The sequence below is a fragment of the Paenibacillus thailandensis genome (assembly GCF_042685365.1).
Taxonomy (GTDB): Bacteria; Bacillota; Bacilli; order Paenibacillales; family Paenibacillaceae; genus Paenibacillus_AP; species Paenibacillus_AP thailandensis.
In genome coordinates this window covers 112399-134237 of sequence record NZ_JBHUMY010000012.1, presented here as the reverse complement: position 1 = coordinate 134237, position 21839 = coordinate 112399, and the positions used below count along the sequence as shown (strand labels likewise).

Below are 21839 nucleotides of genomic sequence, written 5' to 3'. Positions count from 1 at the left end.
AAATGAGCGGGAGCTGATCTCGCAGGCTGTGGCTGAATCGCTGCAGCTGCGAAGGGTGATAGAGCTTCGGATGTATGAACCGTTTGAGGAATTGGTTGTGCGCGGCGTTGTGGAGCGCGTGGATCAGTACGACGGCCGCTTTATGGTCGATGGCGAGTGGTACAAGGTGCGGGATGCCGAGGGAGCGACGGTGGAGGATTACTCGTAGTCTCGGCCTGCCAAAAGGATTGCGGCGAAGGTGCTCCAATCAGGCTTTTCAGGAACAGTCGAGCTATCGGTAAGCCAAGCTTCCATTGATTCCAAGAAGTGCTCCAATGATATGTTCGCCCATTCGTAATCATCGTCTTTGGTTGCGTGATAATCTTTTCTAAGCTCAAACAAGAACTTTATCAAATCCTCTTTGGATTTTATATCATGGGGGTTAATATGAAACATAGACATTTCTCCTTTTTTCTAGATATGCTTTGCAATGTCAGGCATCGACAAAAACTCGCATTTCTTCCGTCGATAACCACGTTATGATTGGTACACAGGACAATTCGCCCGTAGCCGAACCTGTTAGCAGACACAATAAGAGATTTCTCCCAAAACACAGCGTAAAAGAATCGGTTTTGTTTTTTAGTTCATTTCTCGATTGATTCACATCCATTGACCTCCGTTTAACACAGTTCGCCACATAGGAGGAAATTCCTTCCTTATGACGAACTTTTCTCATTGTAGAGTGTAATAAACTAAAAGCGGTGTCGAGAGGAGGCATCATACATGGATAAGAAGGAATGGGCTTTCCCAAAACTGGATGTGCTTGAAGTAGCTGAAACGATGGCGGGTAACGGTTTTACTATTGTCGATTATTCATACATTGGCGGAGATCCTGATTTTGATCTTTATGATTCTTGATGCGCAAGTAGAAGGGGCCCTAGTCCGGGCCCCTTTTGTTCTGTCACGCCACCAGACAGCCACAGGCTGCTGCTAAGCTTGGCGGCTTTTAGTTCGATATCGGTTGAAAAGAAATACCGGGATTATACATACGTATAAATTCACCATTTGCCAATAGTTGCTTGATGCGTTCTGAAAATTGCGGGCCAAAACCACCTAAGTTATTGATTAAGAATGCAATAATATTCAGTCACTTCAAAGCTTAATAAATAAAATTCGGGCGGCCTCTTTCGAGACCGCCCTTTCATGGGAGAGGAGAAACCGGACGAAGAGCTTATGGGGAAACGTAAGTCTTCTCCGCGGTTGTCTACGGCATCTCTCGACGCCGATGAGATTATTTTTGCCGCTTTATGGCGGATTATACATTCGGCGTAAAAAAATGTTCGGACCCGGAGCTTCCATCTCGGATGCTTTGATTTTACGCGATTTTTGGGAAGGCGCCGCCGGTTCTTACATGAGTTATTGCTTCCTTCGGCAGTCTAAAGTATGGTACGATAGGCGGGAAAGCAAGAAGAAAGGGGCAATACGGCAGTGAGAGTAATAGCCGGCGCCGCCAAAGGCAGGCCGCTGAAAGCGGTACCCGGAATGAATACGCGACCGACGACGGATAAAGTGAAGGAAGCGATTTTTAGCATGATCGGCCCTTATTTCGACGGAGGCTTCGCCCTCGATTTGTTTGCCGGGACGGGCGGGCTCGGCATCGAAGCGTGGAGCAGGGGCGCGGAGAAGGTCATATTCGTCGATAAAGAAAAAATAAGCGTTGACGTCGTTCGGGGGAACGTTCAGACGGCGGGAATGGCCGAGCATGCGGAAATTTACCGGAATGACGCCGAGCGCGCTCTAAAGGCGTTATCGAAGCGCGGAATCCGTTTTCGTTTCGTTTTTCTAGATCCGCCTTACCGCATCACGACGATGGACGGACTGATGGAGCAGTTATACGGATTGGGCTTGCTGGAAGAAGGCGCGACTATCGTCGTGGAGCACGACGCATCGCATTTTTATCCGGAACGATTGCCGCATTTTACTCGGACGCGAGCGGCCCAATACGGCGACACGGCGGTGTCGATATACCGGCATGAAGCCGCCGGCAGCCAAGACAGCGCAGACGGAGGAGCAGAAGAACATGGCGAATGAGCATATAGAGCGTCCCGGAAGGGTTGCCGTTTATCCCGGAAGCTTCGATCCGGTTACATACGGTCATCTTGACATTATTAAACGGTCGGCCAAGATGTTCGACCATCTCATTGTGGCGGTATTAAACAATACGAGCAAAAAGCCGCTTTTTACGCTTGACGAACGGAAAGCGCTTCTTCAAGAGGCGACGGCGGACATTCCGAACGTATCGATCGACAGCTTTCGCGACCTGCTCGTCCGGTATATGCGGACGCAGAACGCCAATGTCATTATCCGCGGGATACGTTCCGTAACGGATTTCGAATATGAGCTGCAGCTTGCGTCGACGAACAAGCAGCTGGACGGCAATATCGAGACCGTATTTATGATGACGAATCCGAAATTTTCGTATTTAAGCTCCAGCATCGTCAAAGAAATCGCCCAGTTTAAAGGCGACGTGAGCGAGCTTGTTCCTCCCGGCGTGGAAGCGCAGCTCATACGTAAATACGAGAGTCAATAATTCGTTCCGATCGCCCAAAACCCGTTTCTGCCGTTACGATGCGGAAGCGGGTTTTTGTTCAGGGCTAAGAAGGACGGCAGGCGGCTTACCGCAATCTTCGTCTCCATATGAATGGAAGAAGAAGCAAACCGGCCGCAATGCCGGCAACCGCCAGGAATAGCGCTCCGGCAACGGAATAAGGCCAGACGGCCGGCAGATCGGAGAAGGCGACCGGTGCGGGCGCCAGCGGTGCCTGTACGGTTCCATCGCCGGCCATGGCGGGAGAAGAGGCCGGGTTAACGCCCCAAGCCTGCAACAACGAGAGCGCCGGCTTCCACAGCAGCAAGGTGACGCCAAATGCAAGCAGCGCATGCAGCAGCTTCGTAGCAGCGAGAGGCAGCAGCTTGATGCCCGTTCCTCCGGCGGCTTGCCCCGCTTGCAAAATGCCGGAGACGCCGCTCCAAGACAAGGCCGCGGCAGCCAAAGCCAACTGGACGGGAGCCCCCATGCCGCGGATATCCGCCGAGGCGGCGGCGTACGCGCCCAGATGGCTTTCCAGTAAAATCGGCAAAAGCAGCTGAAGCCATTCGCCGGGCAGCTGTTCCGGCAACATTAGAGTCAGCAGCCGCGAGACGACGGACGCCAGCATGATGAGTCCCCCGACAACCATCAGCTTCTGGACGCTGACGGTTACCGATTCGCCCAGCACTTGCCCGAAGCCGCGCCCGTCTTCGCGCCGGCCGTCTTCCATCGCTTCCGCAGCCCTGCGCCAGATGCCGGAACGGGGCTTGGCGGGCTTGTCCGGTCCAGTCCGCGGCTTCGCCGAGATAACGGCGGCTGTCGATGCCGCCAGCAGGCCGGAAAGCCAGACGGATAAGGCAAGCAGCAGCCCGAGCTGGGGCTTATGCAGAAATCCCGCGCCGAACACGACCAGCATAAAGACCGGATTCGGCATATGGGAAAAGGCGAGAAGCTTGGCGCCTTCGTAAGCTTGCAGCCGGTTCGAGCGGACGAGACGGGCCGTCGTTTCGGCCCCCGCCGGGAAGCCCGACATCCAGCCGGCGGCAACGGCAAGACCGGAATCGCCCGGCAGCTTCAGAAAGCGCTGCGTCAGCGGCTGCGCCAGAACGCCAAGCGCCCGGGACAGGCCGAAGGCGGACATCATTTCAAGCACGACCAGAAACGGCAGCAAGCCGGGGAATACGACGTTCCACCAGATCGACAGCCCTTGCATCGAAGCTTTGAACGCTTCGTCGGGCTGGATAATGACGGCGCACACAAGCGCTACCGACAATATGGCGATACCGATTGTACGGATCATAGCTTATCGTTCCTTTCCTATGCTTGTAGCCCGGCTTCCGTGCGGAACCGGGAGCGCTAGCGGAATCGGACAACCTGAAAACGGTACATTATACGCGACGGCCGGGAAGGATAGACCTGCAGGGCTGATCCGTTAAGCGAATGGCTTGCTGGCAGGGAGAGCCGGCGCGGCTATCCGTGCCCCGGCCAACTGCGCGAAGGGAGCGGATACCGATGAGATTAGACAAGCTTCGTACCGTCGCTTCGGGACTGCTGACAGCCGTGTTGATGTGGCTTTTGCTTTTTGCTCCGACGCCGTATGTTCTATACGAACCGGGAGCGGCCTTGCCGCTGGATAGCATGATTCGCTCGGCGGAGGGCAAGGCGGGCGAAGCAAGCGGGCGGTTTCTCATGACGACGGTCAAAATGAGTTCGGCAAATTATTGGAGAGCGATCAGCTCGCTCTGGAATCCGGATACGGAAGTATATCGGAAAACATCGATTATGGGCGACGATTCGCCGGAGCAATATATGTCTCGCATGACGGTCGTCATGCAAGGGTCGGAGGACGTTGCGATCGAGGCGGCGTACCGGTATGCGGGCATCCCGTATCAGGCAGTGCCCAGAAGGGTGGTTGTTGCGGATGTCTCGGAAGGATCCGCCTTCAGAACCGGGGATGCGATCATACGGGAAGGCGGCGGAAGCCGGATTGACAGCATCGAAGCTTTGACATCGATCGTGGAGAAAGCGGAGGGGAATTCTTTGTCGCTCATCGTCGAGCGAAACGGACAGGAGATCGCCGTATCCGTCAAGGCCGGCGCGGTTCCTTCGGGGCAGCCGGACGAGGCCGCAGCCCTAGGCATCGAATCGTTGGTTGAGCAAAGGGAACTGGTGCCGGACGATTCCCGTTACAAGATCGCAATCGACGCCGGAGAAGTCGGGGGGCCGTCCGCGGGTTTGATGTTCGCCCTCGGAACGCTCGATGTACTGACCGAAGGCGATTTGACGAACGGGTTAACGGTGGCGGGGACGGGCACGATAAACGCGAGGGGACAAGTCGGCGAGATCGGCGGCGTCGCCCATAAAGTTGCAGCCGCCGACAAAGCGGGGGCCGATCTGTTTCTCGCTCCGTCCGCAAACGCCGAAGAAGCGGCCGCCAAAGCGGAAGCGATCGGCACGGAGATGAGGGTCGTCGGCGTAAACACGCTGGATGAAGCGGTACAAGCGATCAAAACATTCAGCCGTTCGACCCGCTAAAGAGACTGCCGCACTATAGCCGGCCGGCTTGAAACAGATTATGGCCGGGAGACCATCACCGGCTTGCCTCGATAATCCCTGTAAAGTTCGTCCGTGCGGAAAGGAGCGGGCTGGCCGAGACGATATGCGACGGTAGCTTGAGTATCCAACTCCAAATAACGGTAATTTGCCGGCGGACGTGCAGCGGATAACAGTACCGGCAGCTTGGCCTGCTTCCGCATGATGCGAAGCAATTCCTTTCCTTTGTCGGTAAAGCCGAGCACGCGGATATACTCGACGCCGCCTCTAAGCTTCTCCGGGGACAGATCCGCTTTGGCATGTCCAAGCAATATCGATAGCAAGGCCCGCTGAAGCTTCGTTCGGGTGTAACGCTTCGTCTTGAGCGCGTCCATCAACGCTTCGAATTCGATTGCTCCAAGCTTCGGTAAAGCTTGCCGAATCCGGTGTTCGAGACCTTCCGTCACTTCGCTCAGCGCGGCAAGCTGCTGCGGGCTCCGCGTTCCGATCGCGTGAATGAGCTGCGGAACGAAGCTGTCCCAGCTGACGGGAGCGCGGCCCGCCTCGGCTTCCCTGACCATAACGGCATAGGTGGAAGGCGGGACGTAATTCTGCAAGCCGGCGATGGAGCCTTCTTCCAGCCAAGCTTTACGGATTGCGGTCGCGCTGGCGATGCGATTGTCCGTAATGGAAGTTTGGCGGTAGCCCGCTTTTTCCCTGCGGATCGTATACGGCGTCATTCGTCCCTTCAGCCTTGCAAGGGCGATCAGATAATGAAGACCAAGCGTATGATTAGGCTCGGCGAAAGGGAAGCCCGCCGCTTCTTCGTATCCTTCCGCCGCCAAATAGCCGGCTAGCGCCGTGCTATGCGCCGCGGGATAGCTCACGCCCTTCAGAAGCTCCCGCTGCAGCAGCTCGCGAAAGCTCGGCGGCTCTTCCGCGATCGCCGCTGCCGCTTGCCGAAGCGGCCCGAGCTCGCCGCTTTCCGAGCCGAAGCAAAACGCATCTACGACGCCCGTCGCTTCGAGAAGGGCAACGGCGCCGTAGGCGAACCATTCGGCGGCTTGGGTGGCGTAGGCGACCGGCAGCTCGATCACGAGATCGCAGCCTCCGCGCAAAGCGGCTTCCGTCCGAGCCCATTTGTCCATGGCGGCCGGCTCGCCCCGCTGCAGGAAATGGCCGCTCATGACGGCGACCACCGCTTCGGCCGAGGTCAATTTGACTGATTCCCGCAGATGATATAGATGTCCGTTGTGGAACGGATTATATTCGACGATAAGACCAACAGCGCGCATCGTATCACTCCTTTATCCAGAACCATATACTTCGCCGCAGCGCCGCAAACCTCCTGCCCGCAAAGAAAGACATCCTGCTTACGAGGTGGCGGTCGCGGTCTTTTAGCGGGAGGGACGCCCGAAAAACCGTGTGAAAATGTTGACAAAACCGATTGCCGGTCGCTATAATAAATTTTGTTTGTTTGGGGTGATGATCTTATGCAGTTTAATGTTCACGACATGCTCTCCAAAGGTTCGACCGTAACCTTTAACGAGCAAATGGACGTATCCGGATTGCTTAAAGGACGCAGGGATGTCACCGGCGCAGGACCGCTAAGCGTTTCGCTTAAGGTAACCGGCGAAGAAGACGTCATACAAGTCGAAGGTGAGCTTTCCATCAGCCTCAACATGGCATGCTCTCGCTGCCTTAGCGGCGTTCCGGAACAAATCGTCATTCCCATCTTCGAAACGTTCAAGCCTGTAGCCTCTCTGGACGAAGCGGAAGACGTAGACGGAGAGGAAGACGAGGATGTCATTAAGATTGCGTCGGACAAGGTGGATCTGAAGCCTCTCGTGGAGGAAGTGCTTCTGCTGTCGTTGCCTTTCGCACCGCTGTGCGATGACGACTGCAAAGGTCTATGTCCGAACTGCGGGCAAAACTTGAATGAACGTCAATGCGGCTGCAATACGGAAAAGATCGATCCGCGATTCGCAGCGCTCAAAGATCTGTTTAAGGAATAGGCAGAAACGATTGATTCTGTGAAGGAGGTGGGAAATATGGCAGTACCTCAAAGAAGAACGTCCAAAACTCGCCGCGACAAACGTCGCACGCACTTCAAGCTTGCGATTCCGGGCATGGTTAAATGCGAGCAATGCGGAGAGCTGAAACTGGCTCACCATGTGTGCAAGGTGTGCGGATACTACAAAACGAAAGAGATTATTTCCCAATAGTCCTTACGTTACATGCAAAATAGCACTTCATCCTTGGGTGAAGTGCTATTTTTGTAAATATGTTTTTCATCGGCTTCATCGGAGCAAGGCGCGGACAAAGGTCGAGACTTGAAGTTTCAAAGGCGAGAATGTACGGGTCGTTGCGCGGAAGAGCTTTTTTTTATATACTTGGTTAGTACCTGGTGATAATATCTGCTGACAGCATATCGGATGGAGTTGCCGTTTAAATACGTATGAAGGATTCCGTCAGGCGAAGGAAGTGAGTAGCATCGAACGAATGCCCAAACGTGAGCGGCATCAGCAATTGCTCCGGTTGATCGAAGAAAATCCGTTCATGACGGACCGGGAGCTGACCCGTCAGCTCAAGGTCAGCATTCAGACCGTCCGGCTGGACCGATTGGAGCTTGGCATTCCGGAGCTGAGGGAACGGATGAAGCTTATGGCCGAAAGGTCATACGATACGGTAAAGTCTTTGCCGCTTCATGAAGTAATAGGCGAAATCGTCGATTTGCAGCTCGACAAGAGCGGCATTTCCATATTTGAAATTAAAGAAGAGCATGTATTCTCCAGAACCGGGATTGCCCGGGGACATCATCTGTTTGCTCAAGCGAATTCGCTTGCGGTGGCCGTCATCAACGACGAAATCGCTTTGACCGCGGCTGCGGATATCCGGTTTATTCGGCAAGTAAAGCTGGGGGAAAAATGCATTGCCAAGGCTTACGTCAGATCCATGAGCGGAAGCAAGGGCAAGGTGGAACTTTATACTTACGTAGGCGATGAAATGGTGTTTCAAGGAAGCTTTATCATTTACCGGTCTGCGAGCGGAATGGACAGCGAAGGAGGAGAGGATCATGCGGATCGCCATTGATGCGATGGGAGGCGACAATGCTCCCGATCTCATTGTGCGGGGAGCGGTCGAGGCCGCTCAAGAGTGGCCGGATACGGAACTGCTTCTCGTCGGGGATCAATCCCGGATCGAGAGCCTGCTTGACGGGCGCAAGCTGCCGAACGTTACGGTGTGCCACGCCCCGGACGTCATCGGACCGGATGAAGAGCCGGTTAAAGCCGTCCGGAGAAAAAAGGACTCCTCGATGGTGATCGCCGGCCGGCTCGTGAAGGAGAAGCAAGCCGACTGCATGCTGTCCGCCGGCAATACGGGCGCGCTGATGACGACGGGGCTTCTCGTCGTGGGGCGTCTGAACGGCATCGAGCGCCCGGCGCTGGCGCCGATTTTGCCGACGATGGACGATGTAGGCGTGCTCTCTCTCGATTTGGGAGCCAACATGGACGCCAAGCCGGAGCATTTGCTGCAATATGCCATCATGGGCAGCGTATACCGTTCCAAGGTGCATGGAATTGATAAACCTAGGGTCGGTCTTCTGAACGTCGGAACGGAAGCCCGGAAGGGCAACGAGCTGACGAAGGCGGCCTACGATCTGCTGGAGGAGGCGCCGATTCATTTTATCGGCAACGTGGAGGCCCGCGACGTGCTTGTGCGCAATTGCGACGTTCTTATTTGCGACGGGTTTGCAGGCAATGTCATGCTGAAAGCGATGGAAGGGACGGCCAATACGGTGTTTTCGGCTTTGAAGGAATCGTTTGCTTCGACGTGGATGACCAAAGTCGCCGCCGCCATCATGATGCCCAAGCTGCGTCAGTTGAAAAAGAAAATGGATTACACGGAGCACGGGGGCGCGCCTCTGCTTGGACTTGACGGCCTGATTATGAAATGCCACGGCTCTTCCGACGTGAAGGCGGTCAAGAACGCCGTCCGTCAAGCCAGGATCGCCGTTCAAGTCAAGCTGGTCCAATCGATCGCGGCGGAAATAAACGGGAAGTGAGTGTGTTTAGCGTGAGCGTAAATTCGGTAGGCATTATAGGCATGGGCAAATATGTCCCGGAACGTATATTATCCAATCACGACTTGGAGCAAATGGTTGAAACGAACGACGAATGGATCGTAACGAGAACCGGCATTCGGGAGAGGAGAATCGCCGCGCCGGAGCAGGCAACGTCGGACCTGGCCTATGAAGCGTCCGTCCGGGCGCTGGAGGCGGCGGGCTTGACGGCGCAGGATATCGACCTTATTATAGTTGCTACCATTACGCCGGATATGTTCTTTCCTTCCACGGCCTGCGTATTGCAGGAAAGGCTTGGGGCGAAGCGCGCCGCCGCGTTCGACCTTTCGGCCGCCTGCTCCGGGTTTATTTACAGCCTGGCGACGGCATCCAGCATGATTGCCACGGGGATGTACAAGCATGCGCTGGTCGTTGGCGCGGATACGTTGTCCCGCATTACGGATTACACCGACCGCAATACATGCATTCTGTTCGGCGACGGCGCGGGCGCGGCCGTTCTCGGGCCGGTTCCGGAGCATCGCGGCTTCAAGTCGTTCGAGCTGGGCGCGGACGGCAGCGGCGGACCGCTCCTTAACATTGCCGGCGGGGGATCGCGCATGCCGTCCACGGCCGATACCGTCGACTCCAAAGCGCATTACATTTACATGGCCGGCAACGAAGTGTTCAAATTCGCGGTCCGAATCATGGGCAGCGCCGCGGAAGATGCGCTTCGCAAGGCGGGCAAGTCCAAGGAAGACATCGATCTGCTCGTTCCGCACCAGGCCAATATCCGGATTATTCAATCCGCGCTGAACCGCTTGGAGCTGAATGAAGACAAATGCATGATCAATGTCGATAAATACGGCAATATGTCGGCCGCATCGGTGCCGGTCGCGCTCGCGGAAGCCGTAGAGCAGAACCGGATCAAGGAAGGCGATTGCCTGGTGCTCGTCGGTTTCGGCGGCGGTCTGACATGGGGCTCGACCGTACTTATTTGGTAAACGGAGGGATTCATTCTTGAGCAAAACAGCATTTGTATTTCCGGGACAAGGCGCGCAAGCCGTAGGCATGGGCAAGGACGTGTACGACGCGGTCGAAGCGTCGCGCTCCGTTTTCGAACGCGCGGACGAGGTCCTTGGATTCAAGCTTAGCGATATTATTTTCGGCGGTCCCGACGAAACGTTGAAGCAGACGGTCAACACGCAGCCGGCGCTGCTTACCGTCAGCGCGGCGCTGCTGAAGGCGCTGGAAGGCAAAGGCTTGCGCCCGGACTATGTCGCGGGCCATAGCTTGGGCGAATACAGCGCGCTTGTGGCTGCAGGCTCTTTATCGTTCGAGGATGCGGTCAAGACCGTCCGGGCCCGCGGCGAATTTATGGAGCAAGCCGTGCCGGGCGGACAAGGCGCCATGGCCGCCGTGCTTGGCGCCGAACGCGAGGCGCTCGCAAGTCTGTGCGCCGCCGTTTCTTCCGAGGGCGCTTCGCATACCGTTGAATTGGCGAACGTCAACTGCCCCGGGCAAATCGTCGTATCCGGCGCCGCGGCCGGCGTGCAGGCAATCGTCGAGCGCGGCAAGGAAGCCGGGGCGAAGCGGGTCGTGCCGCTTGAAGTCAGCGGGCCTTTCCATTCTTCGCTTATGAAGCCTGCGGCGGAAAAGCTGGCCGAGGTGCTGAAAGGCGTAACGGTCCATGACGCTGCGGTGCCTGTCGTCGCGAACGTCACGGCCCGTCCGGTAACGGATGCGTCCGAAATCCGCGGCTTGCTTGTAGAGCAGGTGTATTCCCCGGTTCTATGGGAAGACACCGTCCGTTACTTGATTGAACAAGGCGTGGATACGTTTGTCGAGATCGGCTCCGGGACCGTATTGGCCGGGTTGATCAAAAAAGTCGACAAATCCGTCAAGATTGTATCCGTCAACAGCCTGGAATCGTTGAACCAGCTGTAATAGGACCTCTTGGATCCGGGCAGGAAAATATGTCATGACAGGGGGAGAAAGCACGATGTTTGCCAATCTGGAAGGCAAAAAAGCGCTTGTAACCGGAGCCTCCCGCGGCATCGGCCGCTCCATTGCGATCGGGCTGGCGGAAGCGGGCGCGGACGTTGCCATCAATTATTCGGGCAGCGAAGCGGCGGCGGTCGAAACCGCGAAAGCGGTTGAAGCGCTGGGCCGGCGCGCTTTGGTCATCAAAGCGAACGTAGGCAAGGCGGACGAATTCGAATCGATGGTCAAAGAAGTGATCGAACAATTCGGCGCGATCGACATCCTTGTGAATAACGCGGGGATTACAAGAGATAATTTAATTATGCGCATGAAAGAGGAAGAGTTCGACGAGGTCATCGAAACGAATTTAAAAGGCGTATTCAACGGGATCAAAGCGGTAACGCGCCCGATGATGAAGCAGCGTTCCGGCCGCATCATCAACATTTCGTCCGTCGTGGGAGCCATCGGAAACGCGGGGCAAGCCAACTACGTCGCGGCCAAAGCCGGCGTGATCGGCTTGACGAAATCGAGCGCGAGGGAACTGGCGTCGCGCGGCATTACCGTCAACTGCGTCGCACCGGGGTTTATCCAAACCGAAATGACGGACAAGCTGCCCGATGATATTAAAGCCTCCATGTCGGCGCAAATTCCTTTGGCGAGGTTCGGCGACGCGAAGGACGTCGCGAATGCGGTCCGCTTTTTGGCGTCGGACGCCGCGTCGTACATGACCGGACAAACCGTTCACGTCGACGGCGGCATGTACATGTAGCCGCCTTGGAAAGGATGCCGTTTTACGATTGAAACGGTTACGTATGGCATTTTGTCTTTAATTCTCGTATAATACGATGGAGGAGGTGAACCGGATGTCCGATGTAGTAGAACGTGTAAAACGTATCGTCGTCGACCGACTTGGCGTAGACGAGGCGGAAGTCACGCTGGAAGCTTCCTTTAAAGATGACCTCGGCGCTGACTCTCTTGATGTCGTAGAGCTGGTCATGGAGCTGGAAGACGAATTTGATATGGAAATCTCTGATGAAGATGCGGAGAAGATCACCACAGTGGGAGAAGTTGTGAATTACATACAATCTCTTAACTAAGTGTCCGAAAAAAAAGTCCCGTTGTAACAGACGGGACTTCTCTCCATCTTGAAATAAAAAATCGGCTGAACAAGCATTTATATACGAGCAATAACGTTTTTTTGGAAAGCGGCCGTTCGGTCGCTCTATTGCTGTACGTCGAGGTGAAAACAATGAAGCGCAGAGTAGTGGTTACCGGGTTGGGCGTCATGACGTCCCTCGGTTCTGAAATAGAGCAGTTTTGGGCGAATTTGCTGGAAGGCAAATCGGGCGTTTCCCGTATCGAATCGTTTGACGTATCGGAATACCCGACGAAAATCGCCGCCGAAATCAAAAATTTTAATCCGGAAGATTATGTCGACAGAAAAGAAGCACGCAAAATGGACCGTTTCGTGCAATTTGCGGTTGCGGCCAGCAAATCCGCGATTGCCGATTCGAAGCTGGAGGTCGGCGTCAATGTCGATCCGGAGCGCGTAGGCGTTATCGTAGGTTCCGGCATCGGCGGTCTCGGCACATGGGAAGACCAGCACAACCTTCTGATCGAAAAAGGTCCGAAGCGGGTCAGCCCGTTTTTTATCCCGATGATGATCGCGAACATGGCTTCCGGCCAAGTATCGATGATTACCGGCGCGAAAGGCCCGAATACGGCTGTCGTATCGGCTTGCGCGACCGGAACGCATTCGATCGGCGAGTCGTACAAGCTGATCCAAAGCGGACAAGCCGACGCCATGATTTGCGGCGGCGCCGAAGCGACGATCCGTCCTACGGGCCTTGCCGGCTTCTCTTCGATGCGCGCTATGTCCGTACGCAACGACGAGCCGGAGAAGGCAAGCCGTCCGTTCGATACCGGCCGCGACGGATTCGTTATGGGCGAAGGCGCGGGCGTGCTTATTCTGGAGTCGCTTGAGCATGCGCTGGCACGCGGCGCGAATATTTATGCCGAAGTGATAGGCTACGGCATGAGCAGCGACGCTTACCACATTACCGAGCCCGATCCGGACGGAGCGGCCCGCTGCATGAAGCTGGCGATCCGCGACGCGGGGATCGAGCCGGAAGAAGTGGATTACATTAACGCTCACGGCACTTCGACGCCGGTCGGCGACCGCTCCGAAACGAAAGCGATCAAGATGGCGCTCGGCGACCATGCCTACAAGCTTGCGGTCAGCTCGACCAAGTCGATGACGGGCCACCTGCTTGGAGCGGCGGGAGGCGTCGAGGCGGTCATCCTGGGTCTTACGCTGAAGAACGGAGTCATTGCGCCTACCATTAACCTGGAAGACCAAGATCCGGAGTGCGATCTCGATTATGTGCCGAACCAAGCGCGCAAGGCCGATGTGAAAGTCGCCCTTTCGAACTCGTTTGGCTTCGGCGGACACAATGCGACGATCGCCATGAAAGTTTATGAAGCGTGACGATTTCGTCCAGCTGCAGAAAAGGCTTGATATATGGTTTGGCAAGCCGAAGCTGCTGAAGCAGGCGTTTACGCACACGTCTTATGTCAACGAACATAAGCGCGGCGGCATCGAGCATAACGAACGGCTGGAATTTCTGGGGGACGCCGTGCTGCAGCTGCTCGTTTCCGAGTTTCTGTTCACGGCTTACCCCTCCCGCCCCGAGGGGGAGCTTACGCGCATGCGGGCTTCCATCGTATGCGAACCGTCGCTGGCCAAATTCGCCGAGCGGTTGAACCTTGGCGCTTACGTCCTGCTCGGACGGGGCGAGGAGCAGCTGGGCGGCCGCCAGCGGCCTTCCTTGCTCGCCGATTTGTTTGAATCGTTTGTAGGCGCCTTGTATTTGGATGCGGGCATTGAACGGACGCGGGCCTTTCTGCAGGAGCATATGTTTCCGCATATCGATTCGAACGACACCGGCCTTCTGTTGAAGGACTTTAAGTCGAAGCTGCAGGAGAAGGCCCAGCATGGCAATCTCGGTCCGATCGAGTACCGGATCGCGGAGGAGCGGGGGCCGGCTCACGACCGCGAGTTTGTTGTGGAAGTTTACGTCGGCGAGAAATGCTGCGGGACGGGTATCGGCCGGACCAAAAAAGAAGCGGAGCAGCGCGCCGCTTCCGAGGCTTGGCGCGCGATATCGCAGGAATAACGGCGGCCGGCGGAAATTGATACGGAACCGTTCCCGATTCAGCGGGCAGCTCATGTTTTGAGAAAATATAAGCCGCCTTATGCAAGCGACGCTTAGGAAAAACCTCCAAATCCGGATGCGGGCGGATTTGGAGGTTTTTTTGCTCGGGGATCCCTTAACTTGTGTTACAATATGCGGTGAGGTGAACGTTAAAAATCATGTTCCTAAAACGGATAGAATTATCGGGTTTCAAATCGTTTGCCGACCGGACGGAGATGGAATTCGTAAACGGAATAACGGCCGTCGTCGGGCCGAACGGCAGCGGCAAAAGCAATATTTCGGACGGCATCCGCTGGGTGCTCGGGGAGCAAAGCGCCAAGAGCCTGCGCGGCGGCAAAATGGAGGACGTCATATTCGCCGGAAGCGATGCCCGCAAAGCGGTCAATTACGGCGAAGTGTCGCTGACGTTGGACAATTCGGACGAGTCGCTGCCGCTGGAATATAATGAAGTGACGGTAACGCGCCGCGTTCACCGAAGCGGCGAAAGCGAATATATGATCAACAAGCAGCCTTGCCGGTTGAAGGACATTACGGAGCTGTTCATGGATACCGGCATCGGCAAAGAGGCTTACTCCATTATCGGACAAGGCCGAATTGAAGAAATATTAAGTACGCGCTCGGAAGACAGACGCGGCATTTTTGAAGAGGCTTCGGGGATCGTCAAGTACAAAAGCCGCAAGCGCGAAGCGCAGAAGAAGCTTGACGATACCGAGCAGAACCTGCTTCGTATTCACGATCTGGTCACCGAGCTCGAAGATCAGGTCGGCCCGCTTAAGGAGCAGTCGGAGAAGGCGCTTCATTACAAAGCGCTGCGGGAGAAGCTAAAGTCGCAAGAAATATCGATGTACGTACATAATATCGAAACCGTTCATCGCTCGTGGGAGGAGGCGAACCTGCGGCTGAGCCGGTTGAACGAGGAGCAGCTGAAGCTGTCGAGCGTCGTTAGCAAGCACGATGCCTTGCTCGAGAAGGACCGGCTGGCGCTGCGGGAGCTCGAGAACGAGCTCGACCGTCTGCATGCGGATATGCTGCAGCTAAGCGAGGATTACGAGAAATGCGAAGGATACGGCGAAGTGTTGAAGGAACGCGGCCGCAATCTGGAGCAGAACAAGCGCCAGCTGGCGGAATCGATTGCCGCGACCGACCTCCGCATCGAGGAGCTTGCGAAGGAAGAGACGGAAATCCGCAGCCGCGCCGCTATGATGGAGCTACGCCTCGCGGAGCTGAAGGCGAAGCTTTCGGAGGAGGAGGCGAACCTGCTTGGCGTTGCCGGAAGCGCCGGCATGGACGCCGTGGAGTCGCTGAAGAACGAGCTGCTCGAAACGATGAGCGAAATGTCGAGGCTTCGAAACGAAATCCGTTATGCCGAGCAGCAAGGCGAAGCGTCGCAGCGCCGGTTGGAGCGCCTTTCGGAAGAGGAAGCGAAATGGGCGGCGCAGCAGGAGGCGTTGACGGCACGCAAAGCGGAGCTTGACGGGAAGCTGGCCGCCATAGCGGAGGAGCTGGACAAGGTCCGTAACCTCTACGTCAAGGAAGCGGAAAAGACGAAGCAGACGGGAGCTTACCTGGAGGAGACGTCCGCTTCCGTTCGCAAATGGGAGCAGAAGCTGGACTCGACCGTATCCCGCCGCGACACGATGAAAGAGATGCAGGACGCGCTCGATGGCTTTATGCAAGGCGTCCGCGAGGTGCTCAAAGCTTCGCGGCGCGGCCAGCTGGGCGGCGTGCACGGGGCGGTGGCGGAGCTGATCCGCGTGCCGCAGCGCATCGAAACCGCCGTTGAGACGGTGCTCGGCGGCGCTTTGCAGCATATCGTCATGGAGAACGAGCAAACGGCCCGCGCCGCCATCGGTTATTTGAAGCAGCGGCAGCTCGGCCGGGCGACGTTCCTGCCGCTTGACGTCATCCGCGGCCGGCAGCTGTCCGAGCAGGACAAGCGCATGCTGGAAGCGGTCGAAGGTTTTGTCGGAGTTGCGGCCGATCTGGTCGATTGCGATCCGAAATACGCCGCGATCGTCGGCAATTTGCTCGGCAACGTGCTTCTGTCCGAAACGCTGGAGCAGGCGAACCGGATCGCTTCCCGCTGCCAATACCGGTATCGCGTCGTCACGCTTGAAGGCGACGTCGTGAACGCGGGCGGTTCGATGACCGGGGGCAGCCTCCAGAAGAAAGGCGCCAGCCTGCTCGGACGGCAGCGCCAGATCGAAGCGCTCGATCAGGAGATCAAGGAAGCGCAAGTTACGCTCGCACAGCTGAAGGATAAGCTGAGCGATCTTCGCAAGGAGCAGTCGATCGGCTCGCAGAAAATCGAGGAGCTCAGGGCGCGCGCGGAGCAGCTCCGCATCGACGAGCAGCATGTCCGCTCCGAGCTGCAGCAGCTCGCTTCGGAGACGAAGCTGCTGCAGGAGCAAAGCCAGCTCCACCATGCGGACCGGACGGCGTTTGCGGCGGAGCGGGCAAGTCTCGCAGCCGCGGCGAAGGAGGCGGCCGAGCGGCTTGCGCAGCTGACGCAGGACGAAGCGAGGCTGCAGGAGGCGATCGCGCTGGCCGAGGAACGCCGCAAGGCGAACGAGACGGCGAAGGAGGAACTGCAGGGGCAGTTGACCGATCTGAAAATCGCCGTAGCCAAAACCGATCAGGAGAAGCAGTCTTTTGAAGACCAGGCCTCCCGCATTCGGACCGAAATTCAGCGGGCGAAGCAGGAGATGGCCGGTTTTCACGCGATGCTTAAGCAGAACGAAGCGGAGATCGAGCGGCACGGCGCGGAGCTGGTCCGCCAGATCGAGCAGCTCAACGCTTTGCGCTTGCAGAAGCAGCAATGCTCGGAGCAGACCGACCTGAAGCGTTCGGAAAGAGCGCAGCTTACGCGCGGCATCGAAGAAGGGGAAGGCGAAACGAAGGAGCAGCGCGCCGAGCTTCGCCACGTCGAAGAGCAGATGAGACAAACGGAAATCGCCGTGAACCGGCTCGATGTCGAGCTGGAAAATTTGCTCCGCAAGCTAAGCGAAGAATACGGGCTGAGCTACGAGCTGGCCAAAGCGGAATACCCGGTGCCGGAGGACGTTGCCGCCGCCCAGAACGCCGTCAAGGAATTGAAGCGCCAAATCGCGGCGCTGGGCGAAGTCAACCTTGGGGCGATCGACGAGTACGAACGGGTGAAAGAGCGGTTTGATTATTTGAGCGCCCAGAAGGACGATCTGGTCGAAGCGAAAACGACGTTGTACCAGGTCATCCGGGAGATGGACGAAGAAATGTCGAAGCGGTTCAAACAGACGTTCGACGCGATTCGCTCGCACTTTGTCGTCGTGTTTGCGAAGCTGTTCGGCGGCGGCCGTGCCGACCTGATATTGGTCGAGCCGGACAACCTGCTCGACACCGGCATCGACATCGTCGCCCAGCCTCCGGGCAAAAAGCTGCAAAACCTGCAGCTTCTGTCCGGCGGCGAACGGGCGCTGACGGCGATCGCCCTGCTGTTTGCGATTTTGCAGGTGAAGCCGGTTCCGTTCTGCGTGCTCGACGAGGTGGAAGCGGCGCTCGACGAAGCGAACGTATCCCGGTTTGCGCAGTATTTGCGGGAATTTTCGGAGCTGACGCAATTTATCGTCGTCACCCACCGCAAAGGCACGATGGAAGAGGCCGATGTGCTGTACGGCGTGACGATGGAAGAAGGCGGCGTATCGAAGCTTGTATCGGTCCGGCTGGAAGAAGAGCCGGGCGAGAGCGAGGAGACGGCATAAAGGCTTTAATAGCTTAAAAGCTTGGCTAATACGCCTATATAGCTGCGGCAGCAGCCAATCGGATGATGGAGGACGAAAGCAGATGAGCTTTTTTAAAAGATTGAAGGAAACGATCGCTTCGAAAGCGGAAGCGGTAACGACCGTATTCAAAGACGGCTTGAGCAAAACGAGAGACGCCATCGTGGAGAAGGTCGAAGAGCTGATTACCCGTCGCAAAAAAATCGACGAAGAGTTCTACGAGGAATTGGAGGAAATATTGATCGGCGCCGACGTCGGCGTCACGACCGTCATGGAGCTGATCGACGAGCTTCGCGCCGAAGTGAAAAAGCGCAAAATCGAAGACGCCGCCGAACTGCAGCCCGTACTGTCCGAGAAGCTGGTCGGGCTGCTCAAGGGCGACGGCGATCCGGGGCTGAACATGTCGCCGGATGGCATTACCGTCTTTCTGTTCGTCGGCGTCAACGGCGTCGGCAAAACGACGACGATCGGCAAGCTGGCCCACAAGTTTAAAAGCGAAGGCAAAAGCGTCCTGCTCGCTGCGGGCGACACGTTCCGGGCCGGAGCGATCGAGCAGCTCGAGGTGTGGGGGCAGCGCGTAGGCGTCGATGTGATCAAGCACCAGGCGGGCTCCGACCCTGCCGCGGTCATGTTCGACGCGGTGCAGGCGGCCAAGCAGCGGAAGGTCGACGTGCTTCTGTGCGATACGGCGGGCCGTCTGCAAAACAAGACGAATCTGATGGAAGAGCTGAACAAAATGTTCCGCGTCATTAAACGCGAGCTGCCGGACGCGCCGCACGAAGTGCTGCTTGTGCTGGACGCGACGACCGGGCAAAACGCCCTCAGCCAGGCGAAGCTGTTCGGCGAAAAAAGCGGCGTTACCGGCCTTGTGCTGACGAAGCTGGACGGCACCGCGAAAGGCGGCATCGTCATCGCGATCAGGAACGAGCTGAACTTGCCGGTGAAGCTGGTCGGGCTTGGCGAAAAGATGGGCGATCTGCAGGAGTTCGACTCCGATCAGTTCGTGCACGCTTTGTTCGCCGGATTGATCCAGAAGGAAGCTTCCGCCGAAGCCGAAGAAGGCCGGGAAAATATTTAGGAAGGCTGACAAGGTTTAAAGCTTGACAGCGGCATGGGCGATCCTGTATGATAGGAGTCGTTGGTTTGGTGTAAAGGGTTATCCCTTGACACTTGACGGAAGGAGGGGCCGCATCATGTCGGCAAACGAGCCGGACGCCCTTGCGAAGACGACCAGAATCAATGCGCTGTTCGATTTCTACGAGCCGCTTCTGACGGAGAAGCAGCGGACCTTCTTGAAATATTATTTTCTCGACGATTACTCTCTCGGCGAAATCGCCTCGGAATCGGGCATTAGCCGGCAGGCGGTGTTCGAGCATATCAAGAGGGCCGAGAACGCGCTGGAGGAATACGAGAGCAAGCTGAAGCTTCTGGCCCGGCACGAGCAGATCGGGTTAATCGCCCGCGAGCTTGCGGACGCGGTCGGAGCGCTTTCCATACAAGACAATGAGAAGCAAAGGCTTCAGTCGGCGATAAGCCGGTTGACGCAAACGGATTAAGGCAATCGAATTAGGGCTATAACCGGAGGTGAACGATCATGGCGGCATTCGAAAGTTTGTCCAACAGGCTGCAGAGCGTATTCGGCAAGCTGAGGGGCAAAGGGAAAGTATCCGAGGACGACGTAAACGAAGCGATGCGCGAAGTCAGGCTGGCGCTGCTCGAGGCGGACGTCAACTTTAAAGTTGTCAAAGATTTTATCGCCAAGGTAAAAGAGCGCGCCGTCGGACAAGAAGTGATGAAGAGCTTCACCCCCGGCATGGTTATTATCGATATCGTTAACAAAGAGCTGACCGAGCTGATGGGCGGAACGAACGCCAAGCTCGCGAAAGCGAACAAGCCGCCTACCGTCATCATGATGGCCGGCCTTCAGGGCGCGGGCAAGACGACGACGTCCGGTAAGCTTGCGAAGCTGCTGCAGAAGGGCAACCACAAGCCGCTGCTCGTCGCCTGCGACATTTACCGTCCGGCCGCAATCAAGCAGCTGCAGGTGCTCGGCGATCAGATCGGGGCGCCGGTATTTTCGCTCGGCGATCAGGTATCCCCGGTGGAAATCGCCCGCCAAGGCTTGCAGCACGCCAAGGACAACCATAACGATTATGTCATTATCGATACCGCGGGCCGCCTGCATATCGACGAAGCGTTGATGGAGGAGCTGAAGCAAATCCATCAAGTCGTTCAACCGGACGAAGTGCTGCTCGTCGTCGACTCCATGACCGGCCAGGACGCCGTAAACGTCGCGAAGAGCTTCCACGAGCAGCTTGAGCTGACCGGCGTCGTGCTGACGAAGCTGGACGGCGACACCCGCGGCGGCGCGGCATTGTCGGTCAAGGCGGTAACGGGCCAGCCGATCAAATTCGCGGCGATGGGCGAGAAGATCGACTCGCTGGAGCCGTTCCATCCGGAACGTATGGCTTCGCGCATATTGGGAATGGGCGACATGCTTTCCCTGATCGAGAAAGCGCAAGCCAATATCGATGCCGAGAAAGCCGCCGAGATGGAGCGCAAAATGCGCAATGCCGAGTTCACCTTCGAGGATTTTCTGGAGCAGATGGAGCAAGTCCGCAACCTGGGGCCGCTCGATCAGATCCTTGAAATGCTTCCGGGTATGAACAAGGTTAAAGGCTTGAAGGACATGAAGGTGGACGACAAGCAAATCGGCAGGGTCGAAGCGATCGTGCGGTCGATGACGAGGGAAGAAAAGCTGAAGCCGGAAATTCTGAACCATAGCCGCCGCAAGCGGATCGCCGCCGGCAGCGGCACGACCGTCGCCGAAGTGAACCGCCTGATCAAGCAGTTCGACGATATGCGCCGCATGATGAAGCAGTTCAGCGGCATGATGGGCCCGAAAGGCCCGAAAGGCGGCAAAAAGATGCTGAAAGGGCTTCTCGGCAAAAACATGAAGTTCCCGTTTGGATGATACATGCACGGATTTTATTCGTTGAAGGAGGTGAATATCTTGGCAGTTCGTATCCGTCTGAAACGTATGGGTGCACACAAAGCGCCTTTCTACCGCGTAGTCGTATCTGATTCCCGTTCGCCGCGCGACGGCCGCTTTATCGAGGAAATCGGCACTTACAACCCGGTTGCACAACCGGCACAAGTATCGATCAACGAAGAAAAAGCGCTGAAATGGCTTCAAAACGGCGCGCAAGCGTCCGACACCGTTCGCGACTTGCTTTCCAAAGCCGGCGTTCTGAAAAAGTTCCATGAGCTTAAACAACAGAAATAACTGTTGATAGCGGAGGGCCTTAAAAATGGAAGATTTGATTCTTGTCATAGCTAAGGCTTTAGTGGATAATCCGGAGGACGTGCGGGTAGACGTGAGGGAGGGTGACCGCGGCACGGTATACGCGCTGTCGGTTCATCCCGACGATGTCGGCAAGGTCATCGGCAAGCAGGGACGCATCGCGAAAGCGCTGCGGACCGTCGTGGCCTCCGCTTCCGTCAAATCGAAGAAGCGCGTCATCGTTGATATCATATCGTAATATTCGTACGCCGGAAGGGTCGGGATGAGAATCCTGGCCCTTTTTCAAAATCTAAACTTTATAAGTTTTGCGTTATAAATTGTTTTGTATTTCATGCCGAAACGTTTCGTCCTTCAGACTTTTAAGACTTGGACCGAGAAAGATCGTTTCTTCTTGAAGCAAGTTTGGATCTTGCCATGAAAA

24 protein-coding genes are annotated in these 21839 nt (G+C 56.5%); 21 read left to right on the top strand and 3 right to left on the bottom strand.

What is annotated here, in order from left to right:
* Positions 1-28: 28 nt before the first annotated feature.
* Positions 29-208, top strand: a complete 180-nt coding sequence (locus tag ACFSW5_RS12125; protein WP_379273237.1) for a hypothetical protein — start codon at positions 29-31, stop codon at positions 206-208.
* On the opposite strand, the gene ACFSW5_RS12120 is transcribed toward ACFSW5_RS12125, so the two are convergent.
* Positions 199-435 carry a DUF7660 family protein gene (locus ACFSW5_RS12120; RefSeq protein WP_379273235.1) on the bottom strand — a complete coding sequence of 79 codons (237 nt, stop codon included), beginning with the start codon at positions 433-435 and terminating at the stop codon, positions 199-201. The genes ACFSW5_RS12125 and ACFSW5_RS12120 overlap by 10 nt on opposite strands.
* Positions 436-762: 327 nt before the next feature.
* On the opposite strand from ACFSW5_RS12120, the gene ACFSW5_RS12115 reads away from it, so the two are divergent.
* From ACFSW5_RS12115 to coaD, 3 genes are all read left to right on the top strand, one after another.
* Complete coding sequence (locus tag ACFSW5_RS12115; RefSeq protein WP_379273233.1) at positions 763-897, top strand: paeninodin family lasso peptide; 135 nt, start codon at positions 763-765, stop codon at positions 895-897.
* 570 nt (positions 898-1467) lie between these two features.
* Positions 1468-2070 carry a 16S rRNA (guanine(966)-N(2))-methyltransferase RsmD gene (gene rsmD / locus ACFSW5_RS12110; protein ID WP_379273230.1) on the top strand — a complete coding sequence of 201 codons (603 nt, stop codon included), beginning with the start codon at positions 1468-1470 and terminating at the stop codon, positions 2068-2070.
* Entirely contained in the window at positions 2012-2569 is a 558-nt protein-coding gene (coaD, locus tag ACFSW5_RS12105) for a pantetheine-phosphate adenylyltransferase (RefSeq protein WP_379273227.1), read from the top strand. Before rsmD ends, coaD begins: the two co-directional genes overlap by 59 nt.
* An 85-nt stretch (positions 2570-2654) precedes the next feature.
* Here the strand turns inward: coaD and ACFSW5_RS12100 are convergent, their stop codons facing one another.
* The gene (locus ACFSW5_RS12100) at positions 2655-3869 is read right to left on the bottom strand and encodes a nucleoside recognition protein (protein ID WP_379273223.1); all 1215 of its coding nucleotides are present in this window, start codon (positions 3867-3869) and stop codon (positions 2655-2657) included.
* A gap of 212 nt (positions 3870-4081) precedes the next feature.
* On the opposite strand from ACFSW5_RS12100, the gene ACFSW5_RS12095 reads away from it, so the two are divergent.
* A complete protein-coding gene (locus tag ACFSW5_RS12095; RefSeq protein WP_379273221.1) occupies positions 4082-5104 on the top strand; it encodes a YlbL family protein in 1023 nt (340 codons plus the stop codon).
* 38 nt (positions 5105-5142) lie between these two features.
* Here the strand turns inward: ACFSW5_RS12095 and ACFSW5_RS12090 are convergent, their stop codons facing one another.
* Positions 5143-6396: a nucleotidyltransferase gene (locus ACFSW5_RS12090; protein WP_379273219.1), complete on the bottom strand. Its 1254-nt coding sequence runs from the start codon at positions 6394-6396 to the stop codon at positions 5143-5145.
* A 198-nt stretch (positions 6397-6594) separates the two neighbouring features.
* Here ACFSW5_RS12090 and ACFSW5_RS12085 point away from each other — a divergent pair, with 198 nt between their 5' ends.
* The 16 genes from ACFSW5_RS12085 (at position 6595) to ACFSW5_RS12010 (ending at position 21656) form a co-directional block, all read left to right on the top strand.
* On the top strand, positions 6595-7116 hold the full coding sequence (locus tag ACFSW5_RS12085; RefSeq protein WP_379273217.1) for a YceD family protein: 522 nt from the start codon (positions 6595-6597) through the stop codon (positions 7114-7116).
* 36 nt (positions 7117-7152) lie between these two features.
* On the top strand, positions 7153-7326 hold the full coding sequence (rpmF, locus tag ACFSW5_RS12080) for a 50S ribosomal protein L32 (RefSeq protein ID WP_116043433.1): 174 nt from the start codon (positions 7153-7155) through the stop codon (positions 7324-7326).
* Positions 7327-7603: 277 nt separating this feature from the next.
* Positions 7604-8194, top strand: a complete 591-nt coding sequence (fapR, locus tag ACFSW5_RS12075; RefSeq protein WP_379273880.1) for a transcription factor FapR — start codon at positions 7604-7606, stop codon at positions 8192-8194.
* On the top strand, positions 8178-9167 hold the full coding sequence (gene plsX / locus ACFSW5_RS12070; RefSeq protein ID WP_379273214.1) for a phosphate acyltransferase PlsX: 990 nt from the start codon (positions 8178-8180) through the stop codon (positions 9165-9167). The genes fapR and plsX overlap by 17 nt, the downstream gene beginning before the upstream one ends.
* 11 nt (positions 9168-9178) lie before the next feature.
* On the top strand, positions 9179-10165 hold the full coding sequence (locus ACFSW5_RS12065; protein ID WP_379273211.1) for a beta-ketoacyl-ACP synthase III: 987 nt from the start codon (positions 9179-9181) through the stop codon (positions 10163-10165).
* 16 nt (positions 10166-10181) lie between these two features.
* Positions 10182-11108, top strand: coding sequence for an ACP S-malonyltransferase (fabD, locus tag ACFSW5_RS12060; RefSeq protein WP_379273209.1), 927 nt, complete (start codon positions 10182-10184; stop codon positions 11106-11108).
* Positions 11109-11163: 55 nt separating this feature from the next.
* A complete protein-coding gene (gene fabG, locus ACFSW5_RS12055) occupies positions 11164-11913 on the top strand; it encodes a 3-oxoacyl-[acyl-carrier-protein] reductase (RefSeq protein WP_379273878.1) in 750 nt (249 codons plus the stop codon).
* A 94-nt stretch (positions 11914-12007) separates the two neighbouring features.
* A complete protein-coding gene (acpP, locus tag ACFSW5_RS12050; RefSeq protein ID WP_379273207.1) occupies positions 12008-12241 on the top strand; it encodes an acyl carrier protein in 234 nt (77 codons plus the stop codon).
* 152 nt (positions 12242-12393) lie between these two features.
* Entirely contained in the window at positions 12394-13632 is a 1239-nt protein-coding gene (gene fabF / locus ACFSW5_RS12045; protein ID WP_379273205.1) for a beta-ketoacyl-ACP synthase II, read from the top strand.
* Entirely contained in the window at positions 13622-14320 is a 699-nt protein-coding gene (gene rnc, locus ACFSW5_RS12040) for a ribonuclease III (RefSeq protein ID WP_379273203.1), read from the top strand. Before fabF ends, rnc begins: the two co-directional genes overlap by 11 nt.
* A 197-nt stretch (positions 14321-14517) precedes the next feature.
* Positions 14518-18096, top strand: coding sequence for a chromosome segregation protein SMC (smc, locus tag ACFSW5_RS12035; protein WP_379273201.1), 3579 nt, complete (start codon positions 14518-14520; stop codon positions 18094-18096).
* An 82-nt stretch (positions 18097-18178) separates the two neighbouring features.
* Entirely contained in the window at positions 18179-19192 is a 1014-nt protein-coding gene (gene ftsY / locus ACFSW5_RS12030) for a signal recognition particle-docking protein FtsY (protein WP_379273199.1), read from the top strand.
* 115 nt (positions 19193-19307) lie between these two features.
* Positions 19308-19670, top strand: a complete 363-nt coding sequence (gene ylxM, locus ACFSW5_RS12025; RefSeq protein WP_379273196.1) for a YlxM family DNA-binding protein — start codon at positions 19308-19310, stop codon at positions 19668-19670.
* Between the two features lie 38 nt (positions 19671-19708).
* Positions 19709-21088: a signal recognition particle protein gene (ffh, locus tag ACFSW5_RS12020; protein WP_379273193.1), complete on the top strand. Its 1380-nt coding sequence runs from the start codon at positions 19709-19711 to the stop codon at positions 21086-21088.
* Positions 21089-21127: 39 nt separating this feature from the next.
* Positions 21128-21400 (top strand): 30S ribosomal protein S16, encoded by a 273-nt coding sequence (gene rpsP / locus ACFSW5_RS12015; protein WP_379273190.1) that lies wholly within the window; start codon positions 21128-21130, stop codon positions 21398-21400.
* A 25-nt stretch (positions 21401-21425) separates the two neighbouring features.
* Entirely contained in the window at positions 21426-21656 is a 231-nt protein-coding gene (locus ACFSW5_RS12010; protein ID WP_379273188.1) for a KH domain-containing protein, read from the top strand.
* Positions 21657-21839: the final 183 nt, after the last annotated feature.